The following is a 15,453-nucleotide window of genomic DNA, read 5'->3' as shown; positions in this document are numbered from 1 at the left end:
GAGGGGCCGGGACGGGGCAGGGCGGGGAGTCAGTCGCGGAGCCGGGTCAGTTCCGCCCCGGTGCGGTACAGCTCCACGAGCAGCGGACGCAGCGCCCGTCCGGCGGGGGTGAGGGTGTAGCGCGTACGGACGGGAAAGCCCGGGAGCCGCTCCTGGAGGACGAGCCCGCGGTCGCGCAGCGCGGCCAGCCGCTCGCTGAGCACCTTCGGGCTGATCTCCGGCAGCCCGGCGCGCAGGGCACCGAAGGAGTGCGGGCCGCCTGTCAGTTCGCGCAGCACCAGCGTCGTCCAGCGGCCGGCGACCGCGTCGAGCGCGATCTCCACCGGGCAGTCCGGCTCGGGCCGGCACGTGCGCCCGGCGGGGGTCGGGACCAGTTCTTCGTCCCACGTCTCCGCGTCCCGCGTTCCGCGGTCCGCACCGTCGGTTTCCGTTTGGTGAGCCACGCCGCGGTCGGCTTGGCTGCGTCCATGACCACTCACCCGCGCCCCGGCCACGCCGGCTCCCTCCGCCCGTACGAGGCCGAGCAGCTCCCGTACGCCTTCGCCGCCGCGTTCAACTCCGGCAGCCCCGAAACCCTCTCCCGGATCTACGCCGACGACGCCGTCTTCGTTCCCCGCCCCGGCACCTGCGTCTCGGGGAGGGAGCTGGTGGCGGCCAACACCGAGTTCCAGGCGCTGGGCGTGCCCATCCGGGTCGAGCCGCGGCAGGTGTACGCCACCGGGGACACCGCGCTGCTCGTCGTCGACTGGGTCCTCGACGGGAAGGGGAAGGACGGGGCGCACGTCCGCATCGAGGGCACCGCCACCGACGTCGCCCGCAGGGGAGCGGACGGGGTATGGCGGTACGTGATCGACAACCCTTTCGGTACGGCGGCCGCGGCGTGACGGACCCGCCGGGCTAGGCTGCGCCATGCCCTCTTCCGACAGCCGGTCCGACGGAACGTACGACGGCACGTACGGCGGCAAGTACGATGTCAAGCGCGCGCTCAGGCATCTCTACGCGCCGAAGAACACCGACTGGGAGCTGGTCGACGTACCGGCGCAGCGCTTCCTCGCCGTCGACGGTGAGGGCGACCCCAACACGAGCGCCCGCTACGCCCGGGCCGTCGAAGCGCTCTACGCGGTCGCGTACACGGTGAAGTTCGCCAGCAAGCGCACCCTGGGCCGGGACTTCGTCGTCGGACCGCTCGAAGGGCTGTGGTGGGCGGACCGCCCGGAGGTGTTCGTGGCGCGGGACAAGGGCGCCTGGCAGTGGCGCATGCTGATCAGCCTGCCGGAGTGGATCACCGACGACTTCGTCGAGGAGGCGAAGCGGGCGGCGCTCGCGAAGAAGGGCGCCGCCGCTCTGCCCGCGCTGCCGCTGCTCCGCGCCGACTCGCTTCGCGAGGGCACCAGCGCGCAGCTCCTGCACGTGGGCCCGTACGACGACGAAGGGCCCGCGCTGGCCAGGCTCCACGACAAGTACCTGGCCGCGAACGGCCTCCGGATGACCGGGCACCACCACGAGGTCTACCTGAGCGACCCGCGGCGCGCCCGGCCGGAGAAGCTGAAGACCGTACTCAGGCAGCCTGTCGAACGGGCGGAGTGACCGCGCGCTCGGGGTGCCGGGTGCGCTCGTAGCGGAGAAAGGCCGAGATCCGGCCGGTGACCGGGTCGTGCTCCACGACGACGTAGCGGCCGAGGACGGCGAGGGCGACGACGCAGGCGCCCATCTCCAGGCCCTCCTCGACGAGGGTGCCGAGCATGAGCGTGAGGCTGTGGTCGTTCTTGTGCGCCCAGCCGTTGAACGCTTCGACGACCAGCGCGCCCCCCAGATACACCCCGAGCGCCCCCAGCAGCCCGAACCGCAGATCCCGCGGCAGCCGCCGCGCCCACACCACCGCGACCACGATGCCCGCCACGGCGAGGATCGCCCCGGGCAGCACCCAGGCGTGCGACGGAAGCGCCACGCCCGCGGTGTCCTTCCACGACTTGCCGACCTCGCCGAGGCGTTCGTGGAGGGAGACGGTCTCGTCGATGCTGAGCGTCGCGGTGGCGGCGGAGAACCCGAGCCACGACAGCCGGCTGGGACGGGCACCGCGCCCGCTGAGCAGCGCGGCGGCGAGGGCGACGCCGGCGACGGCGAGGAGGAGGGTGCTGTTCCACCAGGTCGCGAGGTTGGCTTCGAGGTCGACGTTGACCATGCGGCGGACGCCGGGTATGGGCTCGAAGTGGTTGAAGCCGCGGGTGAGGAGATCGGCGGCGAGCACGAGGACGGTGAGGCCCCCGGCGCCCCAGAGGACCCAGCGCCGGGCGGGGGGTGGGGCGGCTTCGGCGACGGGGCCGGCGGGGCCGGTTGCGTCGATGTCGGCGACTGGGGCGGTGCCGGCGACTGGGGCGGTGCCCGCGACGACCGCGGTGTCGGCGACTGGGCCCGTTGCGGCGACGTCGGTGGTCTCTGCGGTCTCTGCGGTCTCTGCGGTCTCGGCGGCCTCGGCGACGTCGGCGGCTTCGGCAGCTTCGGTGACATCTGCGCCTTCGGCGGCTTCGGTACCCCGGCGGCCCCCTTCGCGCTGCCTGCCGGGCCCGTTCCCCCCGCCACCCCCGTCGGCGTCGGCGTCAGCCTTGGTCTTGGACGCGGAATCGGCGGGTCCGCCGCCGGTGCCGTCCGCGTCCGGCTGGTGTATCTCAAGGTCGGTCATAAGCGCGGAGATTAACGGCAGGCGACGAGGGTGAACTGCCCGGGGTGCCCTTGTATGAAGCAGTTCTCACGCCTCCTTCATCCATGTGGGGAACTCGCCCCCGCCGAGGGAAAATCCGGCAACGCGCATGAAAGCCCCCTTCATCAGCACGTTCGCACGGTGAAGGGGCGGGGGCGGGCGGCCGCGGTGGCGGGGAAGCGGTGCTTCCCCGCCACCGCGGATGGACCGGGGGAGAGCGGGCCGGTGGTTCAGCAGAAGTCGGCGGAGCGCGGCGCCGAGACGTTGCCCGAGCTGTCGATGGCGCGGACGGTGATGGTGCAGCCGGTGAGCGGCGGGTCGCCGATGTTGGGATGGTCGCCGTAGAAGGTCCTGCCGGCGATGAGGTGGTCGGTGCCGCCGTCGGTGGTCACCCGGTACCGCAATCCGCGCGGGAAGTCGACGTTGTCGGTCGCGCCCCTCCACACGAGCGGGGTGGCCCGGGGGGAGCCCCTGCGACGCCCTTTTCCCTTCGCCGCTCCCCCCCGGTACGCAGGCTCCCCTGACGCAGCACCGCCGGCCCGCCACCGTACCCCCGTACCCGGCCCGCACAGACTTGACGTACCAGCTCAGCGCCCTGATGCCCCCCGCGTTGTCAGTCCGGGCGCATACCCTTGGGTGGGTGTGAGGGGACATGCGGGCAAGCCGATGTGCGGGCGTGAGCGGACGTAACGGGAGGGGACCCATCAGACCCTCCGCATCCCTTGGGCGGGCGTGTGGGATGTGCGGGCGAGGGGTGTACGGGCCCGAGCCGGGCCCTATCCCTCCCCCGATGACGCGCACGACGCCTCCTGGGCCGCCATCACCTCGTCCCCGTGTGCGAACGCCCACGCCCCGAACGCGCCGATCGGCGTCAGCAAGCTTTCCCCCAGCTCCGTCAGCCCGTACTCCACCCGTCCCGCCGCCCCCGGCCGCACATCCCGTTCGACCAAGCCGTTGAACTGCAACCGCCGCAGTGTCTCCGTCAGGACCTTCGAGCTGATGCCGCCGATCCTCGCCCGCAGTTCCACCGGCCTCCGGGGGCCGTCGCGCAGCGCCCACAGCACCACGGCGTTCCACGTGTTGGAGAGCAGGTCGAAAGCGAGGCGGGCCCGGCAGTCGGCGAGAAACGCGTCAGTCGTCACGTACCAAATGGTGCCTGCCCCGCCTTCTAACGTCGTTCCGAACCCGCCTTCCAGCACCCACGCGAAACGGAACACGCGATGAACATCGGCATATTGGGGACCGGCAACATGGCCCACGCCCTCGCCTCCCACTGGGTACGCGCCGGGCACCACCTCACCATCGGCGGACGCGACACCCGCAAGGCCCGGCACCTCGCCGCCCGCCTCGGCGGCGCCACCACGGCCGGCGGCCTCCGCGCCGCCGTCGAGGGCGGCCAGGACGTCGTCCTCGCCGCCCTGCCCTTCGGCGCGGGCGTGCCCGTCGTACGGGAGCTGCGCACCGCCCTGGACGGCAAGGTGCTCCTCGACTGCTCCAACCCCGTCGGTCCCGGCTTCCGCCTGCTCACGGACGGCGGCCCCTCGGCCGCCCGGCTCCTCGCCGCGGCCGCCCCCGGCGCCCGCGTGGTCAAAGCGTTCAACCTCTGCCACGAGGACGTCTGGCGCATGCGTCCGCCCGTCTTCGACGGCCGCCCCCTCGCCGTGCCGCTCTGCGGCGACGACCCCGCGGCCCTCGCGCTCGTACGCGAGTTGGTACGCGACATCGGCTGCGACCCCGTCCCCGGCGGCGGCCTCGACCGCGCCGGGCTCCTCGAAGCGACCGCCGCGCTGTTCATCGCCCTCTGGGTAGGCGAAGGCGCCGACGTCCAAGCGATAGCCCCGCCCCTCGCCTATGCAGCCGGCCGTGGCGGCGCCTTGCCTCCGCCACTCCGGTGAATCTCGCGGCGCCCCGCGCGAACCATGATCCGCAGAAAACCCACAATCAGGCAATATGCGGTCATTCGGTCCCGTGAGCGTCGGGCCGCACGACTTGTGGAGCTGAGATGAGGCGTATCCGCCTGGCCGTCGTGGGTGCGGCCGCGATCGCGATGATCACCACCGTCAGTGGATGTTCCGACAGCGACGGCGATTCCTCCGCCTCGACGCCGTCGACCGAAGCCTCGGCCAAGGCGTCCGCCAAGGCGTCGAAGGTCGCGCAGGCCGCCGGCGACAGGGCCACGGTGAAGACCGCTTCCTCCGACAGGCTCGGCACCATCCTGGTCGACGAGAAGGGGCGTACCCTCTACCTCTTCGAGAAGGACAAGTCGACCACTTCGACCTGCGACGGAGCCTGCGCGAAAGCCTGGCCGCCGCTGCTGACCTCCGGGACCCCCGAGACCGACGGCTCGGCGAAGTCCAAGCTCATCGACACGTCGAAGCGCTCCGACGGCAAGACCCAGGTCACGTACAACGGGCACCCGCTCTACCGCTTCCAGGGCGACTCCAAGGCCGGCGACACCAACGGCCAGGGCCTCGACCAGTTCGGCGCCAAGTGGTTCGTCCTCGACGCCGACGGCAAAGAGGTCGAGAAGGGCGGCGAGGGCGGCACGGGCTACTAGTCACCGCCTGTCGGACGGGCGATCGACATGCCGTCGAAGACCGGGCGCCACCGAGCCCCCCGCCGCCCCACTCGGGCACACCGCGTCTTCTTCGCCCTCGGCGCCCTGCTGCCGGTGGCCACGGGGGTGGCGATCTGGCTGGTCGGTCAGCACCACACCCCCGAGTACGCGACGAGCCTCTTCGGCGAAGAGGGCGAAGGCGCCGTCACCCTCAAGGCCCGTCTGGGCACAGCCCTGTTCGGCCTCGCCGTCATCCAGGTTCTGCTCGCCTTGCTGATGTACGGGCGGCGCGGCGGCCTCACCGCCGCCCCCCGCCGCGTCCGCCTCACGCACCGCGTGATCGGCTGGGGGGCCTTCGTGCTGTCGGTGCCCATCGCCTACCACTGCGTCCGCACCTACGGCGTGGAAACCAGCAGCACCCGCGTCTATCTGCACTCCGTCGCCGGGTGCGCGCTGTACGGAGCCTTCGTCGCCAAGGTCCTGGTCGTCCACAGCCGCCACCTGCCCGGCTGGCTGCTCCCGGCGGCGGGCAGCACGCTGTTCGCCGCCATCGGGGTGCTGTGGTACTCGGCGCCGCTGTGGGTCCTCAACGAGTACGCGGTTCCCGGTCTGTAGCGACCGTCTCAGCGACGCTCTGCCCTGACGCTCAGGTCCATCCCTTGAGGTCATTGATGAAGTCGGTGTACGAGTCGTTCTTCCCTTCGAGAGCAGAGATCAGATCGTGCTCCCGGGCTTTGCGCGCGACCGAGGGGCCGTCGCGCTCGCGAAAGACTGGGGCGCCCAGCCGCTTCTTGAGTTCCTCCTTCGGCTCTCGGGTCTGTGTAACCGTCCCGGGTCTTTGCGTGTAGTCGATCTGTCCGATTGATCACGTGATCCCGAGGGCTGTGAGGGGTCGTTGTGGATCGCGGGCGGTGTAGCGGCAGGCAGTGGCGATGTTGGTGTGGTCGTCCTGGCGGAACACGCTGATCGCGAGGTTGCGCAGGCTGGCCATCACGCGGGGAAGACTGCCGGTACGGATTCTGGAGGCGTCCTCGGCAAACGTGGTGTCGCGGACGTGGTGGAGTTGGTTCTCGATCTTCCAGTGGCCGCGGATCCAGGCGGTGATCTGGGCGCCGGATGCCGCGCCGGGTGGGAGGCTGGTGACGAAGTAGAGGCGCTCGATGGTGGTCTTTGCGCTGGTGTGGTCCTTGCGCCAGCGCATGACGCGCAGGGCTTGGCGGGCGCCGGGATAGTTCAGCTGCCGGAACGTGGGAGCCTTCAGGTGCCGGACCTCGAGTCGGCCCCGGCCCTTGGTTCGGTCCTTGTGGTCCAGGGCGATGCCGGCCCCCGGCAGGCTTCTCAACTGCTGGAGCAGGCCGGGGTGGTTGCCCTTGACGGCAGCGATGTAGTGGGCGCCACGGTCGCGCAGCCACCGGCCGTTCGCGTGCTGCGTGTGCGCCGCGTCGGCGGTGATCACGGTGTTGTCCAAGTCGAGGTCGTGCAGGAGCGGGACGAATGCGGGTGTCCCGTTGCTCTCCGCGTCGATCTGTCGCTGCCCGAGGACCCTTCCGGTGTGGTCCATCGCGGCCAGCAGCCACACTGCCTTCCCGCCCGCCGGCCGTGAGTCGCGGAGCAACGGCCTTGAGGCGACGTGGCAGGCTAACTACCTCGCACCGGTCCTGCTCACCTCGTTGCTGTGCGCAGACATCGCTGTCCGCAGGATCGTCAACGTAGCCTCGGCGACGCACTTCTCCAGCTCTTTGGCCTCGATGATCCCAACCTCGCGCACCACACCTACAGCCCGTCGGCGGCGTACGCCCGTTCCAAGCTCGCCCTCGTCACGTACACAGGCTGGCTGGCCAGGCACCTGCCGTCCGGAGTCTCCACGGCAGTAAGCGTGCACCCGGGCGTGATGGCTACCGAGCTTCTCCATGCAATGTTCTCCGTCGGAGGCGGGTCGCCCGAGTGGGCGGCGACCAACGTCGTCACCGTGGCTTCGGCCTCGAACGACAACGGCACCTACTACGACGAGCACACGCCGACTGCGCCGGCGCCCGATGCGCAGGAACCCGCGATGCCACGCCCTGACCGACCGACAGCTCGCCGCCTACAGGCGTTGAGCGCATCGGCACATCGCCCCGGTCTCGGACCGAATCCTGTGGCAAGCCGTGACCTGTCCGTGGCTACCCGAGCCGAGCGCCACACGGGTGGAATGAGGGAGTGTACGCGTCGGCATTGTTTATTTCCTCCTCAGGTGTGTCTCGTTGCCGCCCGTAGCCGGCCGTGGAACGATGCGGCTAATGCCTGGCGAGGGTGGTCCCGCATTCTCAGGACTGTGTGCATCTGTCTGCGTACGGTTGGCGGCGACTCTTTCAGAGTGAAACCTTCGGATAAATCTGAGAGCTTCCTTTTTCGCAGTGGACGTTTTCTTCCGGACACATAAGTGAGGCACCATGAAGCATGTCGAGGCTGAGTCGCGGTTGTCCGGCCAGTCACCTCCTGGGCCACCGCAAGCTGATATCACGCTCAAGGTCAACGGAGCCTCCTACTCCATCAAGGTCGACGCACGTGTCACGCTGCTTGACGCGCTGCGTGATCACCTGGCCCTGACCGGAGCGAAGAAGGGGTGTGACCAGGGCACGTGCGGTGCCTGTACGGTCATTGCCGATGGCAAACGAGTGCTGTCGTGCCTCGGCCTGGCCGCCCAGTACCAGGGGCGGGAGATCACCACGATCGAGGGGCTGTCCGCCGATGGCGAGTTGCATCCTCTGCAGGCCGCCTTCGCCCAGCATGACGCCTTCCAATGCGGCTACTGCACCCCGGGGCAGATCATGTCCGCGGTCTGCCTGATGGAGGAAGGGCGTGCTGACACCGAGGCGGATATCCGCGAGTTCATGAGCGGCAACATCTGTCGCTGCGGCGCCTATCAGAATATCCGAGCGGCAATCCGCGAAGTCAAAGAGGGGAACTGAACGTGCACCCCTTCGAGTACACCCTGGCAGGTGACCCCGGCCAGGCTGTGGCCGCGGTTGCCGCTGATCCGCACGCGTCGTTCCTTGCCGGCGGGACGACGCAGCTGGACCTGATGAAGGACGGGGTGCTCCGCCCCGGAAGACTGTTTGACATCACCGGTCTTCCTCTCAAGGGGATCACCCACACCGAGGGCGCGATCCGCGTGGGCACGCTGACGACGATGGAGGAACTCGCAGCGGACTCCGTTGTCCGCGAACGTCTGCCGTTCGTGCGCGAGGCCCTGCTGCTTGGGGCATCCACACAGTTGCGCAACATGGCCACTATGGGCGGCAACCTGCTGCAGCGAGCCCGGTGCCGGTACTTCCGGGACCCCACCGTCCCGGCCTGCAACAAGCGGAACCCCGGGTCCGGGTGCGCTGCCATCAACGGCATCCATCGCATGCACGCCATCATGGGCACCAGCGATCACTGCATCGCTCTGCACGCCTCCGACGTCGCGGTCACGCTGGTGGCCCTCGACGCAGTCGTCCACACGCAGGGTGTCGAGGGCATGCGGTCGATCCCGCTGCCCCAGTTCTACCTGCCGCCACACGACACACCGCACGTCGAGAATGTGCTGCAGCACGGTGAACTGATCACGGCGATCGAGATCCCCCTGATCCCAGCAGCGGCACGGACGCACTACCTCAAGGTGCGTGACCGTGTCTCCTACGAGTTCGCCCTGACCTCGGCCGGCGTGGTACTCGTGATCGAGGACGGCCGGATCCGGGAAGCCCGCGTCGCACTCGGCGGCGTAGGCACCATTCCCTGGCGCGCTTGGGCCGCCGAGGACGTCCTGCGTGGCTCCCGCGCAGATACGGAGTCGTTCCGCTCGGCGGCCGAGGCAGCCCTTGAAGGCGCCCGGCCCCTGCCCGGGACCGCGTTCAAGGTGGAGTTGGCCAAACGCACCCTTGTCCGCACGCTTGAGACCGTTGCAGGAGCACAGTCATGACGACTCTCGAAGCCGGCAAGATCGTCGGAGCGGGCATTGACCGCGTGGACGCCCCGGTGAAGGTGACCGGAGCAGCTCCCTACCCCAACGACTTCTCCATGCCCGGCATGGTTCACGCCGGACTGGTCGGGAGCACCATCGCCGCGGGGCGTATCCGCAGCATCGATGCGACCGAGGCCCTGGCAGCATCCGGGGTGCTGACCGTCATCACGCACGAGACCGCACCGAAGCTGGAACGCGGTCCCATGACCCTGCTCGGCCCATCACCACCCGCACCGCTGCAGAACGACCGCATCCTGCACTACGGGCAGCACATCGCGATCGTGGTAGCCGAGAGCGCGGAACAGGCCCGGCACGCGGCACGGCTGGTACGGGTCGAGTACGAAGCGGACGAGGCAGTGCTCGACGTGGAGGACCCTCGGGCCGAGAGCGTCGTCAACCCCTGGGGAATGGACACCGAGCGCGGGGACGTCGACACCGGATTCAAGGAAGCGGATGTCATCGTCGAGGAGACGTACACCACCCCCGACAACACCAACAACCCGTTGGGCCTGATGGCCACCATTGCCTCATGGCACGGCGACTCGGTCACCGTGCACGATTCCACCCAGTGGCCTCACAACATCCGTACCTCGCTGGCCACGGTCTTCAAGATCCCCGAGAGCGGCATCAGAGTCCTCGCACCGTTCGTCGGAGGTGCCTTCGGCGCCGGCCTGCGGATGTGGTCCCATGTGATCCTCACCGTGCTGGCGGCCCGGCAAGTCAAACGCCCGGTCAAGCTCGTACTGACCCGACCCGAGATGTTCACCTCGGTGGGACACCGGCCCAACAGCGTCAATCAGATCAAGATCGGCGCGACACGTGAAGGCGACCTCGTCGCCATCGAACACCACAGTGTGTCCTCGGTGGCCATCGATGACGACGACTACGAACCAGTGTCGTTCAGCTCGGCTGTCTCCTATGCCTGCCCCAACGTGCTGACCCGTGACAGGCAGGCCCGGCTGAACATCCCCTGTCCCGGATCGATGCGAGGCCCCGCTGAGGCCCAGGGCAACTTCCCCCTGGAGTCCGCCATCGACGAGGTCTCCTACGCGGTCGGCATGGATCCGCTGGAGTTCCGCCTGCGCAACTATGCGGAGGACAACCCGGTGCTGGGACTTCCCTGGTCAAGCAAGGCGCTGAGGGAGTGCTACAGCGAGGGAGCAAAGCGGTTCGGCTGGTCACGGCGCACTCCGGAACCGGGCTCGATGCGCGACGGCCGATGGCTCGTGGGCTATGGCGTGGCCGGCGTCTGCTACCCGTTCTACGGAGTTCCCTGCCAGGCACGCGCCTCCGTGCGCCACGACGGTTCGGCCTATGTCCGCAGCGCCGCCACCGATATCGGAACCGGAACCTACACGGTCATGACTCAGGTGGCCGCCGAACTGCTGGGGCTCGACGTCAGCCGGGTGCGGTTCGACCTCGGTGACTCCGACATGCCGTACTCGCCCCAGGCCGGCGGCTCCGGCCTCACCGGGGCCCTCAGCAACGCGGTTCATGCCGCCTGCCGACGGCTGGTGCAGGAGTTCCTGGACGTGGTGGCCGACGATGCCGACTCCCCGCTGCGTGGAGCCCTACTCGATGACGTGGCGGTCACGGACGGTCGTATCCACCGCATCGGGAACGAGGGACAGGGGGAATCCTACGCGGACATCCTGGCCCGGCATGGTCTGGAGGAGCTCAGCGCCGACGGCAGGAGCACACCACCCACGCCAGAAGATCTCGGGATGGCCCTCGCCGGAGCCTTCGGAGCGAAGTTCGTCGAGATTCGCATCGACCCCGAGCTGGGTCTGCTGCGTGTAACCCGGGTGGTCTCCGCGATCGACGGCGGGCGCATCCTCAACGAGAAGACCGCCGCCAGCCAGATCATCGGCGGGACGGTCGGCGGAATCGGCCAGGCGATGTTCGAGGCCACCGCCACCGACGAAGGCACGGGCCGCATCGCCAACGCCACCTTCGGCGACTACCTGATGGCAGTCAACGCGGACGTGCCCGACATGGAGGTGCTCTTCGTCGGCGGACCCGATCGTGCGACGGCTACCGGTACCAAGGGAGTCGGCGAAATCGGACTGGTTGGAATGGCCGCCGCGATCGGCAACGCCGTCTACCACGCCACCGGACGACGCATCCGTTCCCTGCCCATCACAATCGACCAGCTCATCCTGAACTGAGGAGGCGAAATTCTCTGGCGGGGCAGCCGAACGAGGATCCAACACCCCCGCGCAGGTGTCGGCGTCACGTGCATGACCCTCACCCTCAAGCTTCCCTCGCGCAACTGCGCCAAAGGAAAACGACATGCTGGATATCGCAGAAGAACTGCCAGTGGGTCGAGCAGGGACACGACTTCGCCGTGGCGACGGTTGTCGCGGTCAGCGGCAGCGCCCCACGGGGTCCCGGTACTTCCCTCGCCGTGAACACCGAGGGAACGGCCCTGGGCTCGATCTCCGGCGGCTGCGTCGAAGGCGCCGTGTAAGAGCTGTGCCAACAGGCTCTGGAAGACGGCCAACCAGTGCTGGAACGCTTCGGATACAGCGGTGAGACCGCCTTCGCCGTCGGCCTCACCTGCGGAGGCGTCATCGACATCCTGATCGCACCGGTGCGCGCCACCGAACTGGGGCGGGAAACACTCGCTTCCGTCCTCTCCGCCGCATGCTCGGGCGAGACGGTCGCGCTGGCCCGCGTTGTCGACGGGCCCGCCGAGCTGATGGGCCGTGGTCTGGTCGTCAGGGCCACCGGAGCGTCCGAGGGAACGCTCGGCGACGAGGTGGAGGTCACGCGCACCGCTGTGGCGGAAACGCGAGCCATGCTCCTCGCAGGGCGCACCGGCACAGTGGGCGTAGGAGGAGAGGGAAGCTCCTGCCCTCAGCCACTCACCTTCCTGGTCGAATCCAGTGCACCGCCTCCGCGCCTGATCGTCTTCGGCGCGATCGACTTCGCAGCGGCGCTCGTACGGCTGGGCAAGTTCGCGGCTACCACGTCACCGTGTGCGACGCACGGCCGGCATTCGCCACCAGGGCGCGTTTCCCGGAAGCAGACGAGGTGATCACCGACTGGCCGCACCGCTACACACCGCGAGCCGCGTCGGCCCGCGGTGTGTGGGGTGGTGGCGGGGCGTTGCCCGTCAGAGCGTACGGGCGTACGCGACGAACTCAGCCCACGCGTCGGGGGTGAAGCGGAGTATGGGGCCCTCGGGGTCCTTTGAGTCGCGTACGTGGACGGTGTGCGGGGTGGGGGCGACCTCGATGCAGTCGCCGCCTTCCGAACTGCTGTAGCTCGACTTGGCCCAGGACAAACCCGGGACCTGGGCCTCGGCCTTGGCGGTGCTCATAGCTCTCCTGCCACTTGCTCGATGAGGCGGACCGACTCCTCAGAACTGAGGGCCAGCGCGCGCATTGAACCATAACGAAGCCAGAAGTGGCCGGTCTGTTCCCGGCCTGCTCGGGACATCACGCAACCTTGCGACTCGGTGTAGACATACTGCTTCCCGTCTGCCGTCTCCAGGAGCACCATGTGTCCGCTCATACCGCCATGTACTGCGCGTGCGGACGGCATGACCTGAATCTCGACATTCCGCAGCTCCGCGCAATCCAGCAGTCGGTGGAGTTGTGTCCGGAGTACCTCGCGGCCTCCCACCATGCGTTGCAGCGTCGCCTCTTCGATGATGAAGGCGAACGTCACCAGGGGATTTTTGCGGGTGAGCAGTCCTTGCCGGGCGAGGCGTGCCGTTAACCACTTGTCGACGGTCTCGTCGTCGACTCGTGGGTAGGTGCCGTTGAGCATGCATCTTGCGTAGTCCTCAGTCTGCAACAGCCCCGGGATCACAAGGGGGTCGTACGAGAACCTGACGACCGCCTCCTTCTCCAACGCCGCCAAGTCCCGGAAGAACGTCGGCAACTGGGCGAAGTCCACCTCATCCTGCAACTCCGCGAGCACGCCCCCCGCCTCCACCACCTCCTCCGCCCGCTCCGTGAACTCCGCCTTCGCCGGCCGTCGTCCCTGCTCCACCGACGCGCAGTGGTCCAGCGAGTACCCCATCCGCTCGGCCAACTCCTCCTGCGTCAGCCCCGCCTTCGTGCGGAAGAACTTCAGCAGCCTGCCGTACGCGACCCAGCTCCCCGGCCTGCCGTCGTCATCGATGCGCTTTCCCCGGCGGCGGTTGTTTCCCATCTACCCACGCCCCTGTCTGTCGTACGCGCGTGCTACCCGGGTACAACGACACGTATCGGCGCGGGTTCCGGGCATCGGCCCGTACAAAACAGCCCCCTTCCCGTACACAACGCCCCTGAGGCCCAGCTGCCCTGCCCGCCCCCTCCCCACCCCCGCCACCGTTGCTCCATGCACGCACCAACCGCCGCCCCCACCCTCGCCGCACTCTTCAGCCCCACCCCCCGCGGCGCCCGCCGTGCCCGGCTGCTCGCCGTGCACCAACTCGCCGCGTGGGGCATCCCCCGCACGACGGCCACCGCCGAGGCCGTCGCCGTCGTGACCGCCGAGCTGGCCGCCAACGCGGCCGTGCACGGGCGGCATCCGGGGCGGTGCTTCCGGCTGCGGCTGCGGTTGATGGAGCACGTCGTACGGATCGAGATCTCCGACGCCCGCCCCGAACGGCCTCTCCCCACGGCTGCCCCGCCCGGCCCGGTTCACCCCGAGAGCGATCGCGGCCGCGGGCTCGTCCTCGTCGCCGCGTTCGCCGAGCGCTGGGGCTGCTTCCAGGCCGACGCCGTCGTCAAGACCGTCTGGGCCGAGGTCCGGCGGTAGCGTCCCGCCCCATGGGGCACCGCGTCAGAACAGCTTGCCCGGGTTCATGATGCCCAGCGGGTCGAAGACCGCCTTGATCTGCCGCTGGAGCTCCAGACCCACCGGCCCCAGCTCCTTCGCCAGCCACTCCTTCTTCAGCACCCCCACCCCGTGCTCGCCCGTGATCGTGCCGCCCAGGTCCAGGCCCAGGGCCATGATCGCGTCGAACGACTTCCGCGCCCGCGCCGACTCGTCCGGGTCGGCCGGGTCGAAGCAGACGTTGGGGTGGGTGTTGCCGTCGCCCGCGTGGACGCAGGTGCCGATGGTCAGGTCGTACGTCGCGGCGATCTCGGCGACGCCGTCGAGGAAGTCGCCGAGGCGGCTGCGGGGGACGCAGACGTCGTCGATCATCGTGGTGCCGCTCACCGCCTCCAGGGCGGGGAGGGCCGCGCGGCGGGCGGCGAGCAGCAGTTCCGACTCGGCCGCGTCCGCCGCCGGGACGACCTCCGTGGCGCCCGCCGCCGTGCAGAGGGCGCCCACGGCGGCGAGGTCGGCGGCCGGGTCCGGGGTGTCGAAGGCGGCGAGGAGGAGGGCTTCCGTGGTCTCCGGGAGGCCCATCTTCGTGAGGGAGTTGACGGCCCGTACGGTCATGCGGTCCATGAGCTCCAGCAGCGACGGCACGTGCCCGCCCGCCATGATCCGGCAGATCGCGTCGCACGCCGCCGCCGCCGACGGGAACTCCGCCGCCAGCGCCAACTGCGGCCCCGGCGCCGGCTTGAGGGCCAGCGTGGCGCCGACGACCGCGCCGAGGCTGCCCTCGGAGCCGACGAAGAGCCGGGTCAGGTCGTAGCCCGCGACGCCTTTGGCTGTGCGGCGGCCGGTGGTGAGCAGGCGGCCGTCCGGGAGGACGACGTCGAGGCCGAGGACGTACTCGGCCGTGACGCCGTACTTCACGCAGCACAGCCCGCCCGAGCCGGTGCCGATGTTGCCGCCGATCGTGCACGTCTCCCAGCTCGACGGGTCGGGCGGGTAGAACAGGCCCTCGGCGGCGACCGCGCGGGAGAGCGCGGCGTTGACGACGCCCGGTTCGACGACGGCGATCCGGTTGACCGGGTCGATCTCCAGGATGCGGTCCATCTTCACGAACGAGAGCACGATCGCCCCGTCGTCCGCGTTGGCCGCGCCGGACAGGCCCGTGCGGGCGCCCTGCGGGACGACGGGGACGCGCAGCTCCGTCGCCGTCCGCAGCACGTGCTGCACCTGCTCGACCGTCTGCGGCAGCACCACCGCCGCGGGCGTGCCGGAGGGGCAGAACCCGGCCATGTCGCCCGCGTACGCCACGGTGACGTCCGGGTCCGTCAGCACCGCCGCGGCGGGCAGGCCCCGCAGGAGGGCGGTACGCACTGCCTCGTCCCGGGTCGCGTGTCCGGCTGCTGCCTCATCGCTCATGGCTCCAGACTGCAACGCCTCCGCCCGCCG

At 69.6% G+C, this 15,453-nt stretch carries 17 protein-coding genes and 1 pseudogene; 10 read left to right on the top strand and 8 right to left on the bottom strand.

The annotated features are described in order from the left end of the window. Positions 1 to 29: 29 nt before the first annotated feature. Entirely contained in the window at positions 30 to 443 is a 414-nt protein-coding gene (locus FB457_RS14285) for a winged helix-turn-helix transcriptional regulator (RefSeq protein ID WP_047015990.1), read from the bottom strand. Positions 444 to 467: 24 nt separating this feature from the next. On the opposite strand from FB457_RS14285, the gene FB457_RS14280 reads away from it, so the two are divergent. After that, positions 468 to 884, top strand: coding sequence for a YybH family protein (locus FB457_RS14280; RefSeq protein WP_047015989.1), 417 nt, complete (start codon positions 468 to 470; stop codon positions 882 to 884). Positions 885 to 909: 25 nt separating this feature from the next. Beyond that, the gene (locus tag FB457_RS14275) at positions 910 to 1,587 is read left to right on the top strand and encodes a GyrI-like domain-containing protein (protein WP_145782106.1); all 678 of its coding nucleotides are present in this window, start codon (positions 910 to 912) and stop codon (positions 1,585 to 1,587) included. Here the strand turns inward: FB457_RS14275 and FB457_RS14270 are convergent. The 3 genes from FB457_RS14270 to FB457_RS14265 all read right to left on the bottom strand — a co-directional run bounded on the left by FB457_RS14270 (position 1,559) and on the right by FB457_RS14265 (position 3,840). Next, a complete protein-coding gene (locus FB457_RS14270) occupies positions 1,559 to 2,680 on the bottom strand; it encodes a hypothetical protein (protein WP_145782104.1) in 1,122 nt (373 codons plus the stop codon). The two genes, FB457_RS14275 and FB457_RS14270, sit on opposite strands and share 29 nt — an antisense overlap. Before the next feature lie 248 nt (positions 2,681 to 2,928). Next, the gene (locus tag FB457_RS35225; RefSeq protein WP_164492528.1) at positions 2,929 to 3,090 is read right to left on the bottom strand and encodes a hypothetical protein; all 162 of its coding nucleotides are present in this window, start codon (positions 3,088 to 3,090) and stop codon (positions 2,929 to 2,931) included. Positions 3,091 to 3,474: 384 nt separating this feature from the next. Continuing rightward, positions 3,475 to 3,840 carry a winged helix-turn-helix transcriptional regulator gene (locus tag FB457_RS14265; RefSeq protein WP_047019949.1) on the bottom strand — a complete coding sequence of 122 codons (366 nt, stop codon included), beginning with the start codon at positions 3,838 to 3,840 and terminating at the stop codon, positions 3,475 to 3,477. 78 nt (positions 3,841 to 3,918) lie between these two features. On the opposite strand from FB457_RS14265, the gene FB457_RS14260 reads away from it, so the two are divergent. From FB457_RS14260 to FB457_RS14250, 3 genes are all read left to right on the top strand, one after another. Beyond that, positions 3,919 to 4,593: an NAD(P)-binding domain-containing protein gene (locus FB457_RS14260; RefSeq protein WP_145782102.1), complete on the top strand. Its 675-nt coding sequence runs from the start codon at positions 3,919 to 3,921 to the stop codon at positions 4,591 to 4,593. A gap of 107 nt (positions 4,594 to 4,700) precedes the next feature. Continuing rightward, positions 4,701 to 5,255: a COG4315 family predicted lipoprotein gene (locus FB457_RS14255; RefSeq protein ID WP_145782099.1), complete on the top strand. Its 555-nt coding sequence runs from the start codon at positions 4,701 to 4,703 to the stop codon at positions 5,253 to 5,255. Positions 5,256 to 5,282: 27 nt separating this feature from the next. Beyond that, on the top strand, positions 5,283 to 5,870 hold the full coding sequence (locus FB457_RS14250; RefSeq protein WP_145782097.1) for a DUF6529 family protein: 588 nt from the start codon (positions 5,283 to 5,285) through the stop codon (positions 5,868 to 5,870). 250 nt (positions 5,871 to 6,120) lie between these two features. On the opposite strand, the gene FB457_RS14245 is transcribed toward FB457_RS14250, so the two are convergent. Further along, entirely contained in the window at positions 6,121 to 6,834 is a 714-nt protein-coding gene (locus FB457_RS14245) for an ISAs1 family transposase (RefSeq protein WP_145782095.1), read from the bottom strand. A gap of 853 nt (positions 6,835 to 7,687) precedes the next feature. Here FB457_RS14245 and FB457_RS14240 point away from each other — a divergent pair. The 4 genes and pseudogenes from FB457_RS14240 to FB457_RS14225 form a co-directional block, all read left to right on the top strand. Next, a complete protein-coding gene (locus FB457_RS14240; protein ID WP_145782093.1) occupies positions 7,688 to 8,206 on the top strand; it encodes a (2Fe-2S)-binding protein in 519 nt (172 codons plus the stop codon). Between the two features lie 2 nt (positions 8,207 to 8,208). After that, positions 8,209 to 9,198, top strand: coding sequence for an FAD binding domain-containing protein (locus tag FB457_RS14235; RefSeq protein WP_145782091.1), 990 nt, complete (start codon positions 8,209 to 8,211; stop codon positions 9,196 to 9,198). Then, positions 9,195 to 11,408 carry a xanthine dehydrogenase family protein molybdopterin-binding subunit gene (locus FB457_RS14230; RefSeq protein ID WP_145782089.1) on the top strand — a complete coding sequence of 738 codons (2,214 nt, stop codon included), beginning with the start codon at positions 9,195 to 9,197 and terminating at the stop codon, positions 11,406 to 11,408. The genes FB457_RS14235 and FB457_RS14230 overlap by 4 nt, the downstream gene beginning before the upstream one ends. Before the next feature lie 124 nt (positions 11,409 to 11,532). Further along, positions 11,533 to 12,318, top strand: a pseudogene (locus FB457_RS14225) (XdhC family protein); the annotation flags it as partial. 40 nt (positions 12,319 to 12,358) lie between these two features. Here the strand turns inward: FB457_RS14225 and FB457_RS14220 are convergent. Then, positions 12,359 to 12,565, bottom strand: coding sequence for a DUF397 domain-containing protein (locus FB457_RS14220; protein ID WP_047015981.1), 207 nt, complete (start codon positions 12,563 to 12,565; stop codon positions 12,359 to 12,361). After that, positions 12,562 to 13,404 (bottom strand): helix-turn-helix domain-containing protein, encoded by an 843-nt coding sequence (locus FB457_RS14215; protein ID WP_047015980.1) that lies wholly within the window; start codon positions 13,402 to 13,404, stop codon positions 12,562 to 12,564. The genes FB457_RS14220 and FB457_RS14215 overlap by 4 nt, the downstream gene beginning before the upstream one ends. 168 nt (positions 13,405 to 13,572) lie before the next feature. Between FB457_RS14215 and FB457_RS14210 the strand changes: the two genes are divergently transcribed. Beyond that, complete coding sequence (locus FB457_RS14210) at positions 13,573 to 13,995, top strand: ATP-binding protein (RefSeq protein WP_047015979.1); 423 nt, start codon at positions 13,573 to 13,575, stop codon at positions 13,993 to 13,995. A 24-nt stretch (positions 13,996 to 14,019) separates the two neighbouring features. On the opposite strand, the gene FB457_RS14205 is transcribed toward FB457_RS14210, so the two are convergent. Beyond that, positions 14,020 to 15,423, bottom strand: a complete 1,404-nt coding sequence (locus tag FB457_RS14205) for an FAD-linked oxidase C-terminal domain-containing protein (protein ID WP_145782087.1) — start codon at positions 15,421 to 15,423, stop codon at positions 14,020 to 14,022. Between the last annotated feature and the right edge of the window lie 30 nt (positions 15,424 to 15,453).

The organism is Streptomyces sp. CNZ287 (assembly GCF_007827615.1).
This window is presented reverse-complemented; position numbering and strand designations above follow the sequence as displayed.

Excerpts from the sequence above, each read along its gene's own strand:
- FB457_RS14260 (WP_145782102.1), top strand. The coding sequence starts at position 3,919 with ATGAACATCGGCATATTGGGGACCGGCAACATGGCCCACGCCCTCGCC.
- FB457_RS14205 (WP_145782087.1), bottom strand. The coding sequence starts at position 15,423 with ATGAGCGATGAGGCAGCAGCCGGACACGCGACCCGGGACGAGGCAGTG.
- FB457_RS14250 (WP_145782097.1), top strand. The coding sequence starts at position 5,283 with ATGCCGTCGAAGACCGGGCGCCACCGAGCCCCCCGCCGCCCCACTCGG.
- FB457_RS14210 (WP_047015979.1), top strand. The coding sequence starts at position 13,573 with ATGCACGCACCAACCGCCGCCCCCACCCTCGCCGCACTCTTCAGCCCC.
- FB457_RS14280 (WP_047015989.1), top strand. The coding sequence starts at position 468 with ATGACCACTCACCCGCGCCCCGGCCACGCCGGCTCCCTCCGCCCGTAC.
- FB457_RS14240 (WP_145782093.1), top strand. The coding sequence starts at position 7,688 with ATGAAGCATGTCGAGGCTGAGTCGCGGTTGTCCGGCCAGTCACCTCCT.
- FB457_RS14230 (WP_145782089.1), top strand. The coding sequence starts at position 9,195 with ATGACGACTCTCGAAGCCGGCAAGATCGTCGGAGCGGGCATTGACCGC.
- FB457_RS14220 (WP_047015981.1), bottom strand. The coding sequence starts at position 12,565 with ATGAGCACCGCCAAGGCCGAGGCCCAGGTCCCGGGTTTGTCCTGGGCC.
- FB457_RS14275 (WP_145782106.1), top strand. The coding sequence starts at position 910 with ATGCCCTCTTCCGACAGCCGGTCCGACGGAACGTACGACGGCACGTAC.
- FB457_RS14270 (WP_145782104.1), bottom strand. The coding sequence starts at position 2,680 with ATGACCGACCTTGAGATACACCAGCCGGACGCGGACGGCACCGGCGGC.
- FB457_RS14255 (WP_145782099.1), top strand. The coding sequence starts at position 4,701 with ATGAGGCGTATCCGCCTGGCCGTCGTGGGTGCGGCCGCGATCGCGATG.
- FB457_RS14215 (WP_047015980.1), bottom strand. The coding sequence starts at position 13,404 with ATGGGAAACAACCGCCGCCGGGGAAAGCGCATCGATGACGACGGCAGG.